Annotated in this window: 20 protein-coding genes; 9 read left to right on the top strand and 11 right to left on the bottom strand. The window is 61.0% G+C overall.

Annotated elements, in window-relative coordinates; translation table 11 throughout:
• The first annotated feature begins 294 nt into the window (after window positions 1–294).
• On the top strand, window positions 295–2,241 hold the full coding sequence (locus FFI16_RS28380) for an autotransporter domain-containing protein (RefSeq protein WP_138813420.1): 1,947 nt from the start codon (window positions 295–297) through the stop codon (window positions 2,239–2,241).
• Here the strand turns inward: FFI16_RS28380 and FFI16_RS28375 are convergent, their stop codons facing one another.
• The 4 genes from FFI16_RS28375 to FFI16_RS28360 form a co-directional block, all read right to left on the bottom strand.
• Window positions 2,242–3,150, bottom strand: coding sequence for an SdiA-regulated domain-containing protein (locus FFI16_RS28375; protein ID WP_065912277.1), 909 nt, complete (start codon window positions 3,148–3,150; stop codon window positions 2,242–2,244).
• A 120-nt stretch (window positions 3,151–3,270) separates the two neighbouring features.
• The gene (locus FFI16_RS28370) at window positions 3,271–4,194 is read right to left on the bottom strand and encodes an SdiA-regulated domain-containing protein (protein WP_138813419.1); all 924 of its coding nucleotides are present in this window, start codon (window positions 4,192–4,194) and stop codon (window positions 3,271–3,273) included.
• Window positions 4,195–4,462: 268 nt separating this feature from the next.
• Complete coding sequence (locus FFI16_RS28365; RefSeq protein WP_138813418.1) at window positions 4,463–5,128, bottom strand: fumarylacetoacetate hydrolase family protein; 666 nt, start codon at window positions 5,126–5,128, stop codon at window positions 4,463–4,465.
• Between the two features lie 21 nt (window positions 5,129–5,149).
• On the bottom strand, window positions 5,150–6,544 hold the full coding sequence (locus tag FFI16_RS28360; protein WP_138813417.1) for an FAD-binding oxidoreductase: 1,395 nt from the start codon (window positions 6,542–6,544) through the stop codon (window positions 5,150–5,152).
• 204 nt (window positions 6,545–6,748) lie between these two features.
• Here FFI16_RS28360 and serA point away from each other — a divergent pair, with 204 nt between their 5' ends.
• The gene (serA, locus tag FFI16_RS28350; RefSeq protein ID WP_138813416.1) at window positions 6,749–7,978 is read left to right on the top strand and encodes a phosphoglycerate dehydrogenase; all 1,230 of its coding nucleotides are present in this window, start codon (window positions 6,749–6,751) and stop codon (window positions 7,976–7,978) included.
• Window positions 7,979–8,041: 63 nt separating this feature from the next.
• Here serA and FFI16_RS28345 read toward each other — a convergent pair whose 3' ends face one another.
• Complete coding sequence (locus tag FFI16_RS28345; RefSeq protein ID WP_017139512.1) at window positions 8,042–8,482, bottom strand: DUF4399 domain-containing protein; 441 nt, start codon at window positions 8,480–8,482, stop codon at window positions 8,042–8,044.
• A 134-nt stretch (window positions 8,483–8,616) separates the two neighbouring features.
• Between FFI16_RS28345 and FFI16_RS28340 the strand changes: the two genes are divergently transcribed.
• Complete coding sequence (locus FFI16_RS28340; protein ID WP_138813415.1) at window positions 8,617–9,090, top strand: transporter substrate-binding domain-containing protein; 474 nt, start codon at window positions 8,617–8,619, stop codon at window positions 9,088–9,090.
• Between the two features lie 34 nt (window positions 9,091–9,124).
• On the opposite strand, the gene FFI16_RS28335 is transcribed toward FFI16_RS28340, so the two are convergent.
• Both FFI16_RS28335 and FFI16_RS28330 read right to left on the bottom strand, forming a co-directional pair.
• A complete protein-coding gene (locus tag FFI16_RS28335; RefSeq protein WP_138813414.1) occupies window positions 9,125–9,610 on the bottom strand; it encodes a DUF523 domain-containing protein in 486 nt (161 codons plus the stop codon).
• Window positions 9,611–9,612: 2 nt separating this feature from the next.
• On the bottom strand, window positions 9,613–10,245 hold the full coding sequence (locus FFI16_RS28330; RefSeq protein ID WP_026013871.1) for a 2OG-Fe(II) oxygenase: 633 nt from the start codon (window positions 10,243–10,245) through the stop codon (window positions 9,613–9,615).
• A 131-nt stretch (window positions 10,246–10,376) separates the two neighbouring features.
• Here FFI16_RS28330 and FFI16_RS28325 point away from each other — a divergent pair, with 131 nt between their 5' ends.
• Window positions 10,377–11,129, top strand: a complete 753-nt coding sequence (locus tag FFI16_RS28325) for a DUF2059 domain-containing protein (protein WP_099488399.1) — start codon at window positions 10,377–10,379, stop codon at window positions 11,127–11,129.
• Between the two features lie 103 nt (window positions 11,130–11,232).
• On the opposite strand, the gene FFI16_RS28320 is transcribed toward FFI16_RS28325, so the two are convergent.
• Window positions 11,233–12,174, bottom strand: coding sequence for an alpha/beta hydrolase (locus tag FFI16_RS28320; protein ID WP_138815332.1), 942 nt, complete (start codon window positions 12,172–12,174; stop codon window positions 11,233–11,235).
• A gap of 99 nt (window positions 12,175–12,273) precedes the next feature.
• On the opposite strand from FFI16_RS28320, the gene FFI16_RS28315 reads away from it, so the two are divergent.
• The 4 genes from FFI16_RS28315 to FFI16_RS28300 all read left to right on the top strand — a co-directional run bounded on the left by FFI16_RS28315 (window position 12,274) and on the right by FFI16_RS28300 (window position 14,930).
• Window positions 12,274–12,852, top strand: coding sequence for a DUF6436 domain-containing protein (locus FFI16_RS28315; protein ID WP_138813413.1), 579 nt, complete (start codon window positions 12,274–12,276; stop codon window positions 12,850–12,852).
• Window positions 12,853–12,946: 94 nt separating this feature from the next.
• Window positions 12,947–13,303 (top strand): EamA family transporter, encoded by a 357-nt coding sequence (locus FFI16_RS28310; protein WP_026013873.1) that lies wholly within the window; start codon window positions 12,947–12,949, stop codon window positions 13,301–13,303.
• Entirely contained in the window at window positions 13,303–13,716 is a 414-nt protein-coding gene (locus FFI16_RS28305; RefSeq protein ID WP_017139520.1) for a multidrug efflux SMR transporter, read from the top strand. Before FFI16_RS28310 ends, FFI16_RS28305 begins: the two co-directional genes overlap by 1 nt.
• Window positions 13,713–14,930 carry a DegT/DnrJ/EryC1/StrS family aminotransferase gene (locus FFI16_RS28300; RefSeq protein ID WP_138813412.1) on the top strand — a complete coding sequence of 406 codons (1,218 nt, stop codon included), beginning with the start codon at window positions 13,713–13,715 and terminating at the stop codon, window positions 14,928–14,930. The genes FFI16_RS28305 and FFI16_RS28300 overlap by 4 nt, the downstream gene beginning before the upstream one ends.
• Here FFI16_RS28300 and FFI16_RS28295 read toward each other — a convergent pair.
• Window positions 14,908–15,786: a hypothetical protein gene (locus FFI16_RS28295; protein WP_138813411.1), complete on the bottom strand. Its 879-nt coding sequence runs from the start codon at window positions 15,784–15,786 to the stop codon at window positions 14,908–14,910. The genes FFI16_RS28300 and FFI16_RS28295 overlap by 23 nt on opposite strands.
• Window positions 15,783–16,889 carry a GNAT family N-acetyltransferase gene (locus tag FFI16_RS28290; protein ID WP_138813410.1) on the bottom strand — a complete coding sequence of 369 codons (1,107 nt, stop codon included), beginning with the start codon at window positions 16,887–16,889 and terminating at the stop codon, window positions 15,783–15,785. Before FFI16_RS28290 ends, FFI16_RS28295 begins: the two co-directional genes overlap by 4 nt.
• Window positions 16,890–17,047: 158 nt before the next feature.
• On the opposite strand from FFI16_RS28290, the gene FFI16_RS28285 reads away from it, so the two are divergent.
• Window positions 17,048–19,405, top strand: coding sequence for a penicillin acylase family protein (locus tag FFI16_RS28285; RefSeq protein WP_138813409.1), 2,358 nt, complete (start codon window positions 17,048–17,050; stop codon window positions 19,403–19,405).
• Between the two features lie 16 nt (window positions 19,406–19,421).
• Here the strand turns inward: FFI16_RS28285 and FFI16_RS28280 are convergent, their stop codons facing one another.
• Window positions 19,422–20,336: an AraC family transcriptional regulator gene (locus FFI16_RS28280; protein ID WP_138813408.1), complete on the bottom strand. Its 915-nt coding sequence runs from the start codon at window positions 20,334–20,336 to the stop codon at window positions 19,422–19,424.
• Between the last annotated feature and the right edge of the window lie 38 nt (window positions 20,337–20,374).

Here is a 20,374-nt window from a genome sequence, read left to right as displayed (position 1 = left end):
TCAACTGATCTGGTACTGATACACCGCATTCGCGAGCAAGCCCGCTCCCACATTCAATTTGTGCTGACCTATATACCTGTGTAACAAAACCGCTACTTTTCGCAGCACCCCTCGCCAAAACCGTGCGCCATATCACGGCATCCCACGCCTCTTTTAGTATCAAATCCGTTACAAATTACAGCCAGGCGACCCACGCGTTTAACAATGCGCCACTTCGCGCTCGCCGATGGAATGAGGCGCGCATTGTGCAAAGGGTCTGGGCTGGAACACTTCAATCACCTCAAGGAAGACCTTGTGATAAAGCCCCTCGCCCTCGCGATCAGCGTGGTCGGCAGCCTGCTGTCGGCGCAAACCCAGGCCTATGATTACGGCCAGCACGCCAATACCACCCTGGAAAAGCTGATCAACGATTACCCCGGCCGGTATCGCGGCACGGCCAATTTCGCCGGCGCGGCGGATTGGATGCAAAGCCAGATGGGTTCGGCCTACAGCCTCAGTCGCCAGAACTTCACCTGGAACAACGGCACCCGCGCCGCGCAAAACGTGGTGGCCTATGCTGCGGGCACTAAACCGCAATACGTGGTGATTGGCGCGCACTTCGATACCTACTTCGGCCGCCCGACCTTGCAAGGCCTGGACGACAACGGCTCCGGCGCCAGCGTGCTGACCGAAGTGGCTAAGAACCTTGGCGGCTTGCAGCTGGAAAACGGCTTGCAAGTGGTCGCCTTCGGCGCTGAAGAAGAAGGCCTGCGCGGCTCCAAGGCCTTTGTCGATTCACTCAGTGCCAGCCAACGCGCGAATATGCTGGCGATGATCAACCTCGACAGCCTGATCACCGGCGACATGATGTACGCCCACGCCGGCCAGAACAGCACCGCCAACCCCGCGCTGGCATCGCTGCGCGAACACACCTTCCAGATCGCCAAGGAATTGAACATCCCGTTGTTCACCAACCCCGGCCTGGACGCGCAATACCCCAAAGGCACGGGCTGCTGCAGTGATGGCGAGCCGTTCGAACCGCTGAAGATCCCGATTCTGTACATCGAAGCCACCAACTGGGAGCTGGGCGACCTGGACGGTTACACCCAGACCAACAACCCGAAGATTCCTGGCGGTTCCACCTGGCATGACCCGGCGGAAGACAACAAGGCCGTGCTGACCAATGCCTTCGGCCAGGAACGCATCGACCAGCGGCTGCGCGACTATTCGCGCCTGCTTAGCCGCCTGGTGCTGGAGCTGACCAACGCCGACCTGCTGGCCTCAACCGCCTCGGGCGGCGCCGTTGCGCGCAACATGCAGGACAACCTGCAACGCCAGCACCAGGCCATGGTGCGCCTGCATGATCGCCGTTGGTTGACCTTGCAAGCGGCCAGCCGCGAGGTCGGAAGCTTTGATGGCGAAATCGGCATGGACGGCGAATACACCCCGGACAGCGGCTTCGACAGCCCGCTCAACCGTGACGCCCGGCGCCTGGGCGTGCACGCCTTGGGCGACTATCAGCTCACCTCCAGCCTGAATATCGGCGCCAGCCTCAGCTACCTCAATGGTCGTGACAAGCTGGAGCAACGCGGCAAACTCGACAGCGACACCTGGCAGGCTGCGGTTTACGCCTTGCTCAACGATGGCGGGCCAAGCTGGCTGGCGGGTGACGTGAGCGCCGGCCATACGCGCTTTGAGACCAAGCGCAACCTGCTGATCCAAGCCAATGGCGGCCCGGTACTGCTCAATCAGCAACTGAGCGGTAACACCGACGCACTGACCTTGGGCGCGCGCGTACTCGGCGGTTATGACTTCGACTTCGGCGCAATCAAGAGCGGCCCGTTTGCCGGTCTGGACTACAGCCACTCGCGCATCGATAAATTCCACGAGAAACAGAACCTGCGCACCGCGCTGGAGTACGAAGAACAGTCTTTCGATTCCCTGGAAGCCAGCCTCGGCTGGCGCGTGCGCGGTGCTGTCGCCCTGCCCTATGGCCTGAGCCTGCTGCCTTACGCCGACATCGCCTGGGTCAAGGAACTGGCTGATGGCCGTCTCGATGACCTGCAATTAACCGCCCGCGCCGATGGCCAGGCGCGCACCGCCAAGCTGGGTTCCGTGGACAAGAGCTTTGGCCGCGCACAAATCGGCAGCCAGCTGGCGATCACCCCGCAGCTGGGTGTGTACGCCGAGGTCAACAGCCGCCTTGGGCATGCCGAGGGCAGCCAGACCGGCTACTCCCTGGGCGTGCAATGGACGTTCTGATCAGGGCTTCTTGAACACGTAAAACAGGTTCGGCTCGCTGACCAGGTACAGCGAGCCCTCGTCATCCATAGCGATCCCCTCGGCCTGAGGCACACGTTTTTTCAGGCCATGGCGCCCGTTGAGCAGGGAAAGACTGCTCAACGGGCGACCGTCGATGTCCAGTTCCAACACCAGGAACGACTCATCCGACAGCGCCAGCAAATGCCCGCTGCGCTCGTCGTATTGCAGGCTCGACAGGTCGCGCACAAACAGCCCGGCATCGCGCTTGGGGTTGTTGATCACATGCACCGAGTAGGTTTTTTCCGGCTTGAAATGGGGAAACCCGTGCACCTCGTAAATCAGCATCGGGTCGCGCTCCTTGGCCACGAACAGGCGCTTGCCCACCGAATCGTAGGCCAGCCCCTCGAAACCTTTGTTGCCCCCGATATGCACGCCCAAGGTCATTTGCTCCGCATCGGCAGCATCGAGAAATTGGGTGTCGTCATTCACGTGCACCTTGATCAGCCGCTGCTGGGCTTCATCGCTGATTACATAAATGTTGTCGCTGATGAACTCCACCGCCTCGGCATCACCGAAGCCCACCAACGGGATACGCCGCAAAATTCTGCCGTCCAGCGACAATTCAATCAGCTCGGCGTTTTTGTTAGTCACCGTAAACAGGCTTTTGCGTATCGGGTCGTAAGTGAGGGCCGAGACATCATCGTCGAGCCCTTCGATAACCTTGGCTTCCAGGCTTACCCGGTAATCATTCAGGCCAATGGAGCGCTCATCGGCAGGATGGCGCCAGTTTTGAAGGTTGAACCAGGCCCGCTCGAACAAGCGAAAGTTCTGTGCGACCGCCCCGGCAATCACCAGGGCGAGCAGCAACAGGATAAAAAATGCGGGTTTGGGGCGGGCGAGTCGACGCATCGGGCAAGCTCAAAGTCAAAAAGTGGCGAATAAGTATCACGCCCGTCTGAATTTAAACTTAAACGCAGTCGACTGCTTGGCGAATGCCGCTGATAGCGAAGTATCCGACGTAATAGTCAGCTATTTCTGCTTCTCGAAGCGATAAAACAGGTTGGGTTCGCTGACCATGTACAAGGTGCCGGCTTCGTCCATGGTCACACCTTCCGCACGCGGGATGGTGTGCTTGAGGCCGTTGAAGCCGCCGAGCAGGGTCATGAAGCTGACTTGCTCGCCCTGCTCGTCCAGCTCCAGCAGCAGGTGGGAATCGGCCGACAACACCAGCAGATGCCCGGTGCGCGGGTCGACGGCCAGGGCCGAGAGGTTGCGCATGTCCAACTCGGTGCTGGCGATCTTCTGCTTGTCGCCGGTCAGCGTGGCGCCATCGCTTTTCCAAGTGAACAACGCCGGTGGGCGCTCTTCGCCAAGCACGATTTGCTGGTTGCGCTTGTCCCAGGTCACACCTTCAAACGCCTTGTTCTGGTCCTTGGACGGGCCCAGGTCATAGTGCTTGAAGTCGGCATAGTTCAGTTGCTGGGTGCTGGCGTCGACGTTCACCACGCTCAGGGTGTGCATGCGCTCATCGACAATGGCCAACAGGCCGTTTTCCATCACGGTGACGCCTTCCGGATTGTTCCAGCCGTTGAGCGGCATCTTGCGCAGCACGTCGCCTTGCAGGTTCAGCTCAACCAGGAAGGGGTTTTTGCCCATCACGGAAAACAGGGTTTTGGTCTGTGGGTTGTAGGACAGGTCCGAAGCCTCGTCCTTTTCCATGCCCGGCAGCAATTTGCCATCGATCACCGCCTGGTAATCCGGCAGCCAGACGCTGGCCTGGCGTTCGGCCGGGGTTTCGAACCGCTCAGCGATCCACAGCACACCACGGTCGTCCCAATGCATCGCCCAGGCAACGCCATACACAATGGTCCCGACCAGCAACAGCCAGGAATACCAGCGCAGGGCAAAACGTGAACGGGGCTTGGAAGTGAGGGTAGGCAGGGACACGGCCATTGAGCGCTTTTCCGCAGAGTCAGCTTTAGGTGATAGCACAGGATCAACAGACCCGCGCGCAGGAGGCTGGGGATTATCCGGATGGCGTGTGAAAAAAATGCAAAACCAAGCGCGCGCAAACCAGTGTGGGAGCTGATTTGTGTGGGAGCTGGCTTGCCTGCGATGCAGACGACTCGGTTTTTCAGTTAGACCGAGGCGATGCTATCGCAGGCAAGCCAGCTCCCACACAAGCCCGCTCCCACATTTTTTACCGTGTTTTGCCTGGTTCTTAGCGAACGACGCTTTCGAAGCGGCTACCGCCACCCAGCTCCAGCACCAGTTCATCGCCCACATTCAGCGGGCCTACACCGGCGGGGGTGCCGGTGAGGATCACATCGCCCGCCTGCAGCGAGAAGCAGCCGGCCATGTGCTGGATCATCGGGATGATCGGGTTGAGCATCTGCGAGCTGTTGCCGTCCTGGCGCACTTCGCCATTGATGGTCAGGCGAATGCCGATGTCGGTCACGTCAGCAAAGGTGCTGCTCACCACAAACGGTGCGATGACCGCCGCGCCGTCAAAAGACTTGGCGATTTCCCACGGCAAGCCCTTGGCTTTCAGCTCGGCTTGCTTGTCGCGCAGGGTCAAGTCCAGGGCCGGAGCGAAGCCGGAAATGGCGTCCAACACTTCTTCACGGCTGGGCTTGGTCGACAACGGCTTGCCGATCAGCACCGCGATTTCCGCTTCGTAGTGCACCGAACCGCGCTCGGTCGGAATGGCGAAACCGCCTTCGAGCGCGACCACGCAGCTGCCCGGCTTGATGAACAGCAACGGCTCGGTCGGCACCGGGTTATCCAGTTCCTTGGCGTGTTCGGCGTAGTTACGCCCGATGCACACCACTTTGCCCAGGGGAAAGTGGATGTTGGTGCCGTCGACATACTTGTGCTGGTAGCTCATGGAACGACTCCTTCAGGGCGGTTAAACAGCGAAGATCTTGCCAGGGTTCATGATCCCGTTCGGGTCGAACACCGCTTTCACTGCTTTCATGTATTCGATTTCAACCGGGGAACGGCTGTAGGTCAGGTAATCGCGCTTGGTCATGCCCACACCGTGTTCGGCGGAGATCGAACCGTTGTATTTCTCGACGGTTTCGAACACCCACTTGTTCACGGTAGCGCACTTGGCGAAGAACTCGTCCTTGCTGAGGTTTTCCGGCTTGAGGATGTTCAAGTGCAGGTTGCCATCGCCGATGTGACCGAACCAGACGATTTCGAAGTCCGGGTAGTGTTCGCCGACGATCGCGTCGATTTCCTTCAAGAACGCTGGCACTTTGGAGACAGTTACCGAAATGTCGTTCTTGTACGGCGTCCAGTGGGAAATGGTCTCGGAGATGTACTCGCGCAGTTTCCACAGGTTGTGCAGTTGGGTTTCGCTCTGGCTCATCACGCCGTCGAGCACCCAGCCCTGCTCTACGCAGTGCTCGAAGGTTTCCAGGGCGTGGTTGGCAACTTCTTCGGTGGTGGCTTCGAATTCCAGCAGCGCGTAGAACGGGCAGTCGGTTTCGAACGGCGCCGGTACATCGCCACGGCCCATGACCTTGGCCAGGGCCTTGTCGGAAAAGAATTCGAAGGCGGTCAGGTCCAGCTTGCTCTGGAACGCATGCAATACCGGCATGATCGAGTCGAAATCGGTGGTGCCGAGCACCATCGCGGTGAGGTTTTTCGGCGCACGGTCCAGGCGCATGGTGGCTTCGACCACAAAGCCCAGCGTGCCTTCGGCACCGATAAACAGCTGGCGCATGTCGTAGCCGGTGGCGTTCTTGATCAGGTCGCGGTTCAGTTCCAGCACGTCACCCTTGCCGGTGACCACTTTCATGCCGGCCACCCAGTTGCGGGTCATGCCGTAGCGAATCACCTTGATCCCGCCGGCATTGGTGCCGATATTGCCGCCAATCTGGCTCGAACCTGACGAAGCGAAGTCCACCGGGTAGTACAGGCCTTTTTCTTCGGCGACGTTCTGCAATTGCTTGGTGACCACGCCCGGCTGGCACACGGCGGTGCGGTCGGTGAGGTTCACGTCGAGAATCTGGTTCATATAGTCGAATGACACCACCACTTCGCCATTGGCCGCCACCGCAGCAGCCGACAGACCGGTACGGCCACCCGATGGCACCAGCGCCACCTTGTGTGCATTGGCCCAACGGACGATGGCCTGCACCTGCTCGATGGTCTTGGGGAACACGATAGCGGTCGGCGCGGGGGCGAAGTGCTTGGTCCAATCCTTGCCGTAAGCCTCCAGGGAGTCTGCATCGGTCAGCACTTTGCCAGGCTCAACCAGGGTCTTCAGCTCATCAATCAGGGCAGGATGGGTCATCGACAGAACTCTCGAACAATTCATGGTCATCCTGAGAACGCTTCACGTCGCAGGAATGGGTGTTTAGCGGGGCACGTATGCTAGCATACCGCCCCCGCAGGACAGAGCCCAAGGGCGTTCTGCGGTGACGGCTTTCCTGCCGTCCGGGTCAGCTTAAGCGATCCGATTCCCTGCCATTTTTCTCCGGGATACAGGTTTACGCAGATGAGCAAGACTTCTCTCGATAAGAGCAAGATCAAGTTCCTTCTTCTGGAAGGCGTCCACCCATCGGCTGTCGACGTACTGAAAGCCGCTGGGTACTCCAGCATTGAGTACATCACCAGTTCTCTGCCGGAAGCCCAGTTAAAGGAAAAGATCGCCGACGCGCATTTTATCGGCATTCGCTCCCGCACTCAGCTGACCGAAGAAATCTTCGACCACGCCAAGAAACTCGTGGCTGTCGGCTGTTTCTGCATCGGCACCAACCAGGTCGACCTCAACGCTGCGCGCGAGCGCGGTATCGCGGTGTTCAACGCACCGTACTCCAACACTCGCTCCGTAGCTGAGCTGGTGCTGGCCGAGGCGATCCTGTTGCTGCGCGGCATTCCTGAGAAAAACGCTTCCTGCCACCGTGGCGGCTGGATCAAAAGCGCGGCCAATTCCTTCGAAATCCGCGGCAAAAAGCTGGGTATCGTCGGTTACGGCTCGATCGGCACGCAGTTGTCGGTGCTGGCCGAAGGCTTGGGCATGCAGGTGTTCTTCTACGACACCCTGACCAAGCTGCCATTGGGCAACGCCACCCAAGTGGCGAGCCTGACCGAGCTGCTGGGCATGTCCGACATCGTCACCCTGCACGTACCAGAAACCACTGAGACCCAGTGGATGATCGGCGAGAAGGAAATCCGCGCCATCAAGAAGGGCGGCATCCTGATCAACGCGGCACGCGGCACTGTGGTTGAGCTGGACGCCCTGGCCGACGCGATCAAGGACAAGCACCTGATCGGCGCCGCTATCGACGTGTTCCCGGTAGAGCCACGCTCTAACGACGACATCTTCGAAAGCCCGCTGCGTGGCCTGGACAACGTGATCCTGACTCCGCACATCGGCGGTTCCACCGCTGAAGCCCAAGCCAACATCGGCCTGGAAGTGTCGGAAAAGCTGGTCAAGTACAGCGACAACGGTACGTCGGTGTCTTCGGTCAACTTCCCGGAAGTGGCCTTGCCGGCTCACCCTGGCAAGCACCGTCTGCTGCACATCCACCAGAACATCCCTGGCGTGATGATGGAGATCAACAAGGTCTTCGCAGAAAACGGCATCAACATCTCCGGTCAGTTCCTGCAGACCAACGAGAAGGTCGGCTACGTGGTGATCGACGTCGACGCCGAGTACTCGGACCTGGCGCAAGAGAAGCTGCAGCACATCAACGGCACCATTCGTAGCCGCGTGTTGTTCTAACGCTTTAAACGCCGCACAAAAAAGGGAGCCTTTCGGGGCTCCCTTTTTTTGTCTGAACAAATCTTACTTGACGTTAACCGTGATGACTTTCGAGGCTACAGTCGGGTTGAACTGCATGTGCAGTTTGTCGCCGGCTACCAGTTGCAAGGTGTGCTTGCCTGGGGTGAGGGTCAGCTCGGTTTCGGTCTGGGCCTTGCCGTAGTGGATCACGGTGTCGGTGGCCGGGATCGGCACGCTGGCGTCTGGCAGTTCTTTCTGGTCGATCAGCAGGTGGTGGTGGCCGGTGCCTGGATCCTGGCTGGTCGCCGGCGCCAGTTTCAGGCCTTCCATGCCGAACTTCACAGTGAAGGTTTTATCGACGGTGGCGCCGTCTTTGGGCGACACGATAAAGACTTTGGCGCCTTCCGGTGGCGCGCTGCGCGGGATACCGTCAGCGGCCGTTGCCAACATCGAAGCACCCAGCAAGAGGCTGGCCAGGGTTGCACGGGACAAAAGGGCTTTCATTCGCTTCTCCAGTTTTACGGGGAAATCTGTAGGTTTATGACAACTTCGCGACAAATTGCTGTCCAAGGCACTCAACACCATAGCAAAGCGATGCTCAATGACGCCTCGCACGCATACATTCTTTAGGAGCGACCATGCGCTTTGTGCCTGGCCTTGTACTTTTACTGCCCCTGTTGAGCCCACTGGCTCACGCCGAACTGATCGATGACGTGTTCGATCGCGGCGAACTGCGCATCGCCCTGGAGGCCAACACCCCGGCGTACAACTTCAAGGACGGTGACAAGCTAACCGGTTTTGAAGTGGAGTTGGGTGAACAATTGGCCAAGGAAATGGAGGTTCGCCCCTCGTTCATCACCGTCGATGACGCCGACCTGTTGCCGGGTGTGGAAAGCGGCAAGTTCGACGTGGCCATCAACCATATCGCTATGACTGCCGCGCTGCAGGATCGGTTCGATTTCAGTGAGGTCTATAAGCAAACACCTGAGCTGGCCATTCCATTCCAAAAAGGCAACCCGGCATTCAAAAGCAGCCTGGACAAGGCATTGCAGCGGGTGAAGGCCGATGGCCGCTTGAAGGCGCTGACGCAGAAGTGGTTTGGATCTGAGTGAAATGCGGTCAATGTGGGAGCTCCCACATTTTGATCTAGGCAAGGCTTGAGAGATGCAGGGCCGCTTCGGCCAACTCCAGCTCACTGAACACCCGCACGCCATGGCGCGTGAGCAGCGCCGCCGTCACACCTTCGCCGCTGACCTTCACGCCGCTGAAGGTGCCGTCATAGGTCAGCAGGTTACCGCAGGACGGGCTATTGGCCTTGAGGATGGCGATACGGATGTTATGCCGCTGCGCCAACGCCAGTGCCTGGCGGGCGCCGTCGAGGAAGGCGGCGCTGAAGTCTTCGCCCTCGGCCGTCAGCACTTGCGCACGCCCTTCCCACACATCAATGCCCTGCCCGCCGGGGATTTCGGCGGAGGGTCGCGGTGTCGGCAAACCGCCTGACACTTCCGGGCAGATCGCAACCACGCGGCCTTCGGCCTGCCAGGTCGCCAATTGATTGAAGGGGCCGCTGGCGCCACCGTCGTAGCGCACCTTGTGCCCGAGCAGGCAGCGACTGATCAGAATCTTTTGCATGGTTAAAACGGCTCGTTACCGCGTCGGCGAAACCAGCCGGTCAGGGACAGGCGTTCACGCGTGGCGGGCAGGACTTCGTGGGGCACCTCCCCCGACAGGAACACCACCAGGCTACCGCCGGTGGGCACCACATCGTATTCCACGCCGCCCTTGAGGTACATGCGCAACTGGCCGCCATGCTCAGGCAACCAGGCGTCATTCAAATAGACCACCGCCGAGACCATGCGCCGGTCATCGTCGCGAAAACGGTCCAGGTGCTTGAGGTAAAAAGCCCCTGGTGGGTACATCGCGAAGTGGCTTTCGAAATCTTCCAGGCCCAGGAACAGGCTGCGGTTCATGGCCAGGCGCAGGCTGTCCATCACGCTCATGTAGGTCTCGCAAACGGCGGCGTCGCCCTCTTCCAGCCACTGGATATGGTCACCGCGAATGCCCTCGCGTATCTCCTGCGCGGGTCCCCGTCCTACAGCCGCCGGAGCCAATTCACCCTCAGCCGCACGTTTACGGCACTCAGCCGCCAACTCCAGGGTCAGAGCCTGGGGCAGGAAGCCGTTCTGCTGCGACCAGCCTTTTTCGGCCAGGTCGTCGACGATGCGTTGCAGCAGCGGGTGTTCGAGGGATATTTGCATGGCGCGCATAGTATCCATACGCCTATGAATCCGACAGAGCCGCCGAGCGTCTGAACACACTTTAGTCAGGTGACTGATAGGATTTCTCGACAAATCCTACGCCCGACACGGACAATAGTGGCCGACTGACAGGAGTCCCTATGCGTCGTTTGTTTTTTTCCTTGCTGATGTTCTGCGTTTTGCCCGCCTGGGCAGACGGCCATGACCAGTTGTACAAGGTCGCCGGCTGGGCCGAACAACGTGCGCATTTCAATGACGCCCTCAGTGCCGCGCAGCAACGCTACCGCAATAGCCTGCCGCCGGCGGTGTACCAGGCGCTGGTGGACAACAGCAATAAACGCTTCGCCGCCCAGGCCGTGGACCAGCGGGCCGAGGCGCAATTGCGCAAAAACCTGACGGACCCGAAACCGGCCCTGGCGTTTTTCCAGTCGCCGTTGGGTCGCAAAATCGTCGCCGCCGAACTGCTGGCCACGCGCCGCGACCAGTTGGCGAAAAATGCCAAGGGCCTGCCGCACATCGAAGCCGATGCCACCCGCAGCCTGATCATCGGCCACCTGGCCCAGGCGCTGCCGGCCCGTGAAGCCGGCGCGGAAGTCAGCCTGGCGATTGCCGGCGTGGCGGCCGACAGCTTGAGCCAGATGATTCCCGGCCTGTTGGGCGGCGGTCAGGCGCAAGGCATGTTGAACGGCCAGCGTGAGCGGCTGATGCAGCAGATCGGTAACGACTTGAACAACACGCTGCTGTACGTCTACCGAGACTTGTCCGATCCGGAGCTGGAAGAATTCGCCACGTTTGCCGAGTCGCCGGACGGTCGGGCGTATTACAAGGCGGCGCTGGCGGCGATTCGTGCAGGGTTGGCGGTAGGCCAGAGTACTTCAAGCCTGACACAATAAGTAATGTGGAAACAGGCTTGTGTGGGAGCTGGCTTGCCTGCGATGGCGGCGTATCAGTTGACACCGCTATCGCAGGCAAGCCAGCTCCCACATTTGAAGGGTGTTACTTCAGATGGTCCGTCAGGAATTTGAAGTACTCATCGCGCATCTCCGCAATCTCATTGGCCAAGTGATGCCGTCCATGCGGCAGCATCAACACCTGCGGCTGATCGAACTTGCCGCGCAGCACCTGCAAATTGTGCTGCCAGTCCACCGTCATATCTTCCTCACCCTGCACAATCACCGGCCGCCGAGTGCTGCGCGGTGCAGCTTCGATGCGTTTAATCCAGCGTGCCAGCGCGCCAACCCAGGCGGTCGGCAGTTGGCGCGGCTGTAGCGGGTCGGCTTCCAGAAACGGTTTGAACTTGGGATCGTGGGTATTCTCGCTGAACCGCCGCGCAATGCCTTTGACGAACGGGCGCAGCAGGTAGTAGCTGACCTGTGACCAACCCCATGCACGCGGCCGTACCAGGGGCGAGAGCAGGAAGGTCTTGCCTTGGGCCGGGCTGTCGGCGCCGTGGTTGAGCAGATGGTCCACCACCACCGCGCCGCCGGTGCTTTGCCCGAACAGGTGCCACGGTTGCGGCAGTTGCAGGGCTTTGGCCTGGGCGAACAACGCCTGCACCACGTTCTGATACACCGCAAAATCGTCGATGCTGGCGCGTGTGCCACTGGAAAGTCCATGGCCCGGCAAGTCGCAGGCGATCACCACAAAACCTTGATCCAGCGCCCAGTCCACCACATGCCGGTACAGGCCCATATGGTCGTAGAAGCCGTGGTACATGAACATCGTCGCCACCGGCGCAGGCGGCCACCAGACTTGCGCCACCACCTGGAAGCCATCTACCTCAAAGCGCCCCAGACGGCTCACCGCAGGCACTTTGCGCGCCGCCAGGTCCAGCCCATAGAAACGCTGGTAGACCCGCGCCTCGGCGCTGAGCGGTTGCGCATCCACCAGTGGCCGCAAGCTCTCGCGCAGATGATCGGGGTCAAAACTCACAGGCATAAAGGCTTCCAGACTGACGGTGAAGATGAATATCGAGCTGCGATATTCATCTGTCAGGGCAAGCATGGCAAGCTACGCGACCTTCGAGGATAGTTCCGAATGCGACAACCCTACCGCTCTGCCTTGTTTGCCGGCCTGCTGTTGGTCATCTGCGCCGGTGTGATGTGGGCGGCTTATGACTGGTTCCAGGGCCGCTATTTGCGCGCATTCAGCGAACACACTGCGGTGTTTTCCGGTGATGCGCTGCGCCTGCCCGCCGAACTGGCAGGCCCAGGCCCGATTCGCCTGGTGCACTTCTGGGACCCGGCCTGCCCCTGCAACGTCGGCAACCAGCAGCACCTGGGCGAGCTGATCGAGCAATACGCGCCCCAAGGCGTCGAGTTCTACGCCCTGCAAAAGGCCGGCAGCCACGGCCAACTGCCCGACAACTTGCGCAAGATGAAACCGCTCAATGCCCTGCTCGGCGCCGACCAAGTGCCGGCGACGCCGGCTGTCGGCATCTGGGATCGCAGCGGCAAACTCGCGTATTTCGGGCCGTACAGCGAAGGGCTGACGTGCAATTCGAGCAACAGTTTTATCGAGCCTATCCTCAAAGCCCTGGAGGCCGGGCGCGAGGTCGATGCCACCCACACCCTGGCGGTGGGTTGCTATTGCCAGTGGAGCAAGGCGTCAAACTGAACGCTGGCTGTTCGACCGGCAAACTCCGATAACCTGGCCGGCAGGCTCCTGTATTGTAAGCGTCCAGTGACATTGCAAGCAGACACGAGACTCCATGAGCCAGTTAACCATCATCCTCTGGATGCTCAACGTTATCGTCGATACGTCCGGCCAACTCGCGTTCAAAGCCGCCGCCTCGGCCAGCGCCGAGCATGACGGCCTCGCCCACTGGAAGCACATGCTCAAGCGACCATGGATCTGGCTTGGGGTGATCTGCTATGTCTTCGAATTCGTGTTGTGGCTGGCGTTTCTCACGCTGGTGCCGTTGTCGGTCGGCGTGATGCTGGGTTCGATCAACATCGTGGTGATCATGATTGCCGGGCGTTTCCTGTTCAAGGAAAGCCTGAGCAAATGGCGGTTGATCGGCATCATGCTGATCGCCTGTGGCGTGACCGTCGTAGGGTTTGAATGATGAAACGTTTTTACATCCTGGGTTTTCTCGCGCTGATCATTTTCGACACCTTGGCGCAGGTCAGTTTCAAATTCGCCTCGGTGCATGCCGAACCGTTGACCATGGATGTCGCCTGGCTGGCGCGCGTGTTTGGCGCGCCGTGGATCTACGGCGCCTTTGTCGGCTATATCGGCGCCTTTTTCACCTGGATGACCTTGCTCAAGTACGCGCCGGTAGGCCCGGCGTTTGCCGCCTCGCACCTGGAGCTGATCAGCGTCACGCTGATCTCGGTCTGGCTGTTCGATGACACCCTGACCTGGCCGAAAATCATCGGCGGCGCGCTGATCATCGCGGGCATCCTGTGCCTGGCGCGCAGTGAAGACAAAGAGAGCAAAACCGTCGAGGCCGAACCTTCGCAGCCACTGGTGTCATGAACAAAGAAATCCCGCCCACCGCCGGCCTGCCCTTGCGCGGGCGGGATTTGCTCAGCCTATCGGGCGACCTTGCCCAGTCGCTGGCCCGCCAGTTTTCGATTCCATTGCCTGCACTGCCCTGCTCCGGCACCGCCGCGCTGATCATCGCCCTGCGCGTGTTGCAGCAGCGCATGCCCGGCCGCACTCGGCTGATTGTGCCGGCGTACACCTGCCCGCTGGTGGCATTGGCCGCGCATTACTGCCCGCCATTGCGGGTGGTGCCCTGTGATTTGCAGCCCGCCAGCATTGACCTCGACGAGCAACACCTCCAGCAGCTGTGCGACGACAGCACCCTGGCCGTAGTGGTCACCCACTTGGCCGGGCGCGTGGCGGATGTAGACGCCGCCAAGCGTATTGCCGAGTCAGTCGGCGCCGTGGTGATCGAAGACGCCGCCCAAGCACTCGGCGCCCTCGACGATGGCCGCAGCGTCGGGCTTAAAGGTGATGTGGGTTTTTTCAGCCTGGCGCTGGGCAAAGGCCTGACCACGGCCGAAGGCGGCGTGCTGTTCAGCCGCGACCCGGTGCTGCATCAGGCGCTACACCGCCAGTGCGCGCAGGACCTGCCGTTCAGCCTGCGCTGGGAGCTGCAACGCAGCGCCGAACTCTGGGGTTACGCGCTGCTTTATCAACCGCGCGGCTTGCACTACGTGTATGGCAAAGCCTTGCGCACGGCGCTGGCACAGGGCGATGAAGTGGGCGCCGTGGGCGATGATTTTTTGGTCAACGATATCCCGCTGCACCGCCTCGGCGGTTATCGGCAGAAGGTCGGCGCCGCCGCACTGGCGCGCTTGCCCGAGTACTTGCAGCAAGGCCGTAGCCGCGCCTTACGCCGGGCGGCCCGCTTGAATGACTTGCCCGGCGTCGCGGTGATCATGGACCGGCTGGGGCAGCAAGGCACCTGGCCGTTTTTGATGGTGCTAATGCCGTCTGCACAGGCGCGTGATGCCGCCATGACGCAACTGTGGACCTCCGGGCTGGGCGTGACGCGCCTGTTTATCCACACCTTGCCGGACTACCCCGCCGTCGCCCCGCTGTTGCAACCGGGCGGCGATATTAGCCAGGCCCAGGCGTTTGCCAGCCGCACCCTGTCGATCAGCAACAGCCATTGGCTGACGGACGAACACTTCGAAAGCGTATTCGTCCGGCTACAAGCTATTCTCGCCAACCCTGGTTGATACGGGCGACTAAACGGCCATTCAGCTCGTTCTGTTGTGCTTGCCAGATCTGCACCTGCGCCGGCGGCAGTTCTTCCTGGCCATCGGAGGCACTCAACCAGCGTTTGAACTTGCTCTCATAGTGGTAAGCCGACACATCGCCGGTGATGTCCGCACCGAGAATCCGGCCCTGGCAAGCGTCGATCAGGTCGTTCAAATGCTGCTCCAGGAACTCGCCCTGGTCCCAATTGGTGTTGACCACTTCGGGGCTCAGCACGTCTTTGTCGATGGACAGGTAAACCGGCAGCGAACGGTCGAACTGCGCCAGGAACGCACGCATCAGCTCATCGGCGTTGCTGAACGCACGGTTGCTGCGCCCGGCGCCGATCCAGTTCATCCAGCGTGTGTCGACGTTGACGTTCCAGTAAGTCAGCTTGCGCTTGAGCAGCGGCGACCAGTGATTCTCCCAGGCGTGGCCCAGGCCAATGTCCTGGGAACCGATGCCCAACACATGCACATGCTCGACCTGGGGCAAACGGCTGGCCCAGTAAACCCATGAGCCGCAATGGATACCGAACGGGTAGCGCATGTTGTCGGGGTGGTTGTCGCAAATGATCAGCTGGAACTTCTGCTGCGTCGGCAGGCGGTTCAGCAGCAGTTGGCTGAGGTGGTGATAATCGCCGCTGCCGGTGAACACACAGCCGTAATCGCTGGGCATCTGCGCGTGCAGGGCAGTTTCCAGTTCCTTGAACTGCGCCCAGCGGCAACCGAAGCGGATTTTTTCCTGCCAGGCCTGCAGGGGCAAGGTGATCGCGCCGGGAATATCACTCACGGCACTGTCGAAATCGAGGATCAGCGGTGCGCGGTCCTGGCTCATTCGGGTTTCTCCTGCTGCCACTGCGCGTCGCTTTCAAAGTAATGGCGGAAACGGTTGCCGAGCTTGCGCAGCAGCGGGTTGCGGATCCAGACCAAATGACGAGTGAAGGTAAAGTCGGCGCCGAGGCTGGCCTTGACCTGCGGGTCGGTCCAGCCCGCCACGTAAAATTTCAGCCCATTGGCCACGGCGTATTCCAGGTTCACAAACCAGCTGACGAAGTACAGGTTGAACTCCAACGCCTGCGGGTAGTTGAGCCCGATGTATTTGTCGAGCAGCTTGTCGCCCTCCACATAGCAGAGGTTGTAGCCGATCAGTTCGTCGCAGTGCCAGTAGCAGAACACCCGCCCGTTGCTGGCGGCGTCCTGTAACAAGCTGCGGAAAAACGCCGGGGTCAGCAGGTCGAAATGGATCTCGCTTTGGTCGTACACCGCTTTGTAAAGGGCGTACAACTGCGCAAGCCAGGCCTCATCGTTGAAGCGCGCATCGCCAGTGTTCAGGACTTCCACTCGCAACGCCTCGCGGCTGCGCAGTTTGCGCCGGATATTGCGCCGACGGCTGTGGGACAAGCGCGCCAGGTACTCGTCGATGCTGCTGAAATTGATTGGCACGTAGGCCAGCGCCTGGCCTTCCAGGCTGATAAAGCCGCGCCGGGTGCAGTCCTCGATCAAGGCTTGGGCGTAGCGGTTATCCGCCTCGCTCAGCAGCGGCGAGTCGCAGGGCACATCTTTGACGACGGTAAGTTTGCACTGCGGCGCGCATTCTTCTTGCAGCCACTGCGCGAGGTCCTGGGGCGGCACGTTGCGGGGCAATGGCGAATATTCACTGACCGTGGTGCCGACGAAACAGCTGTCGATACGCAGCCACGAACGCCACAAACCGAACCCCGGCCAGCCGCGCACACGTTCCACAAACGCGTCTTCGGCGGTGGTCAGCAGGTCGAACGGCGTAAAGAAGTACGGCAGGCCCTGGTCGGACAGCCGCGCGTCAAAGCCCACCGGCGGGTGCTGCAAGAAACGGCCGATCAGCGATGGCGCTTCCAGGCAGCACGCGTAGGCAGCCTCGGAGCGGCTGGAGTCTGGGAGAGGTGGCGTGGCGCAAGTCATGGAAAAAAGCTCAAAGATGACCGGCGCAATAGTAGCGTAGTCGACACATTCGCCACTTGAACCTCGGCTGTCACAACGGCGTATCAGCAATTCCCGCACTGCTCACCAAACCGATTAGACTCCGTTGACCTTCAAGGTGACTGACTCAAGGACCGTCCATGAAACGCAGCCTGACCGTGCTCGCTATCCTGATTGCCGCCCTCTTGGCCGGCGCTGGCTGGTATGTCTACAGCAAGCAACCGACCCGCCAGGGCACCGAGACACTGGCCAACCTGCAAGGCGCGGTGACGGTGCGCTATGACGACCGGGGCGTGCCGCACATTCGCGCCGAAAACGAGACCGACCTGTATCGCGCCCTCGGCTATGTACACGCCCAAGACCGGCTGTTCCAGATGGAGATCATGCGGCGCCTGGCCCGTGGCGAGCTGGCCGAGGTGCTCGGGCCGAAAGTGCTGGAGACCGACAAGCTGTTTCGCAGCCTGCGCATACGCGAGCGCGCCTTGAGCTACGTCGAGCACATGGATCACGATTCGGCAGCCTGGAAGGCCTTGCAAGCCTACCTGGACGGCATCAACCAATATCAGGACAGCCACGCCAGCCCCATGGAGTTTGACGTGCTGGGCATCCCTAAACGACGCTTCACCGCTGAGGACACCATCAGTGTCGCCGGGTATATGGCCTACAGCTTTGCTGCCGCGTTTCGTACCGAGCCGCTGCTGACTTACGTGCGCGACCAACTGGGCAGCGACTACCTGAAAGTCTTCGACCTCGACTGGCAGCCCAAAGGCGCGCTGAACCTGGCAGCCAGCGACTGGAACTCCCTCGGCGCCCTCGCCGCCTTGAGCGACAAGGCCCTGGCCGACAATGGCTTGCCGCAGTTCGAAGGCAGCAACGCCTGGGCCATCAGCGGCAGCCGCACCAAAAGCGGCAAGCCGTTGCTGGCGGGTGACCCGCATATCCGTTTCTCGGTGCCGTCGGTGTGGTACGAGGCGCAGTTGTCGGCGCCGGGCTTTGAGCTGTACGGCTATCACAACGCATTGGTACCGGTGGCGTTTTTGGGACACAACCTGGATTTCGGCTGGAGCCTGACCATGTTCCAGAACGATGACCTCGACCTGATCGCCGAAAAGGTCAACCCGGACAACCCTAACCAGGTCTGGTACCACGGCCAATGGGTCAACCTAACCAGCAGCGAACAGCAGATTGCGGTCAAGGGCCAGGCGCCGGTGACGCTCACCCTGCGTCAGTCGCCCCACGGCCCGATCATCAATGATGTGCTGGGCGAGAATGCCGGCAGCACGCCGATTGCCATGTGGTGGGCGTTCCTCGACACCGAAGACCCGATTCTCGAAGGCTTCTACGAACTCAACCGCGCCGACACCCTGGCCAAAGTACGTGCGGCGGCGGCCAAGGTTGCGGCGCCGGGCCTGAATATCGTGTGGGCGAATGCCAAGGGTGATATCGGCTGGTGGGCGGCGGCGCAGTTGCCAATCCGCCCCGCTGGCGTGAACCCGGCGTTTATTCTCGACGGCAGTACCGCCCAAGCCGACAAGCTGGGCTTCTACCCGTTCAGCGCCAACCCCCAGGAAGAAAACCCGGCCCGTGGCTACGTGGTGTCGGCCAACGCCCAGCCGGCCTCGCCCACTGGCATGGAGATCCCCGGTTACTACAACCTCGCCGATCGCGGCCAGCAGTTGAACACGCAGTTGAGCGACAAAAGCGTGAAGTGGGACGTGAACAACAGCCAGGCCTTGCAACTGGGCACCACCACCGCCTACGGCCCACGCCTGCTGGCGCCGCTGTTGCCGGTGCTGCGTGAAGTGGTCAAAGACCCGGCGCAGTTGAAACTGGTGGAGCAGCTTGCAAGCTGGAAAGGCGACTATCCGCTGGACTCCACCAGTGCCACGCTGTTCAACCAGTTCCTGTTCAACCTCACCGACGCGGCCTTCCACCCGAAACTGGGCGATGCGATGTTCAAAACCCTGATCACCACGCGGGTGATCGACGCGGCGCTGCCACGCCTGGCCGCCTCAGCGGATTCGCCGTGGTGGAACGGCAAGCGCGCCGACACGGTAAAACTCGCCTGGGACAACAGCCTCGCGCACCTCAAGGCCACCTTTGGCGATGACCCGTCGCAATGGCAGTGGGGCAAAGCCCACACCCTGACCCACGGCCACCCGCTGGGCATGCAGAAGCCATTGGACATGATATTCAACGTCGGCCCATTCCCGGCGCCCGGCACCCACGAGGTGCCAAATAACCAATCGGCCATGATCGGCCCTGCGCCGTGGCCCGTGACCTATGGCCCATCGACGCGCCGCCTGATCGACTTTGCCGACCCGGCCCATGCGTTGACTATCAACCCCGTGGGGCAAAGCGGCGTGCCGTTTGACTCGCACTATGGCGACCAGGCCGAAACCTATATCGAGGGTGGGTACGAGCAGGCGCATTTCAGTGATGAGGAAGTGACGGCGAATACCCGTGGCACGCTGAAGCTGTTGCCTGCGAGAAAATAGTGCTGGAAGAATGCGGTCAATGTGGGAGCGGGCTTGCTCGCATTCGCCCTGGCGCCTCGCCGTAGGTTTCCTTGAACTTCTTGCTGAACGCCGCCTGGGACTGATAACCCACCTGGGCGGCGATATCCAGCAGGCTCAGGCGCGACTGGCGCAGCAGGTTAAACGCCAGCTCCATGCGCAGCTGGGTCAGCAGCACCCACGGCGACACACCCGCGACTTTCACAAACGCCCGCATGAAAGTGGCCCGCGACATGTTGGCTGCCGCCGCCAGGCTGTCGATGGTCCACTCATGGCCGGGCTCGGCCAGCATCGCCTGCCAGGCTTTGCTCAGGCGTTTGTCGGCGAGTAAGGCAAAGGTGCCTGCCACCGGCGCCTGGCGGGCCAGCCAGGTGCGCAGGATCAGGGTGAACAAGGCTTGCGACAGGGCGTCGATAAACGAGCGTGCGCCCAGTTGCTGGCCGTCCGCTTCGCTGCGCAACAAGGCAATCAGCGCTGCCAATTGCCCGTCGCCCTGCCACTCACGGCTGGACACCACCAGGTAGTCCGGCAACGCACTGAGCAACAACGACTGGCGGTTGTAGCGAAAGCTGCCGCAGAGCATGTCCACGTCCGGCTGCTCGCCTCCCAGGCGGTGGATCGGCAACAGGCCGCCCTCGATGATGGTTTGCGCCACCGGCTTTACCCGCGCGCCCTGGCTGCGCACCAGATGCGTCGCGCCACCGGGCATCAACAGGATGTCGCCCTCCTCCAGCGTCACCTGCTGGCCGCCCGACAACTCGGCGTGGCAGGTGCCCGCCAGCACGATGTGATACGGCGCCACGCCCAGTGGCTCAGGCTCGTGGTCCATGGCCCACGCGCCCTGGAACTGGCAGCGCAGGTCCAGGCTGCCACGCAGGTTGGCCAACGCGATCAAGGTGTCGATGGAGTTCATTTGCGAGCATCGGTCAAAAAGGTGAGTGGATCGAACAA

Origin of the sequence: Pseudomonas sp. KBS0710, from assembly GCF_005938045.2 — a bacterium.
Taxonomy (GTDB): Bacteria; Pseudomonadota; Gammaproteobacteria; order Pseudomonadales; family Pseudomonadaceae; genus Aquipseudomonas.
This window is presented reverse-complemented; position numbering and strand designations above follow the sequence as displayed.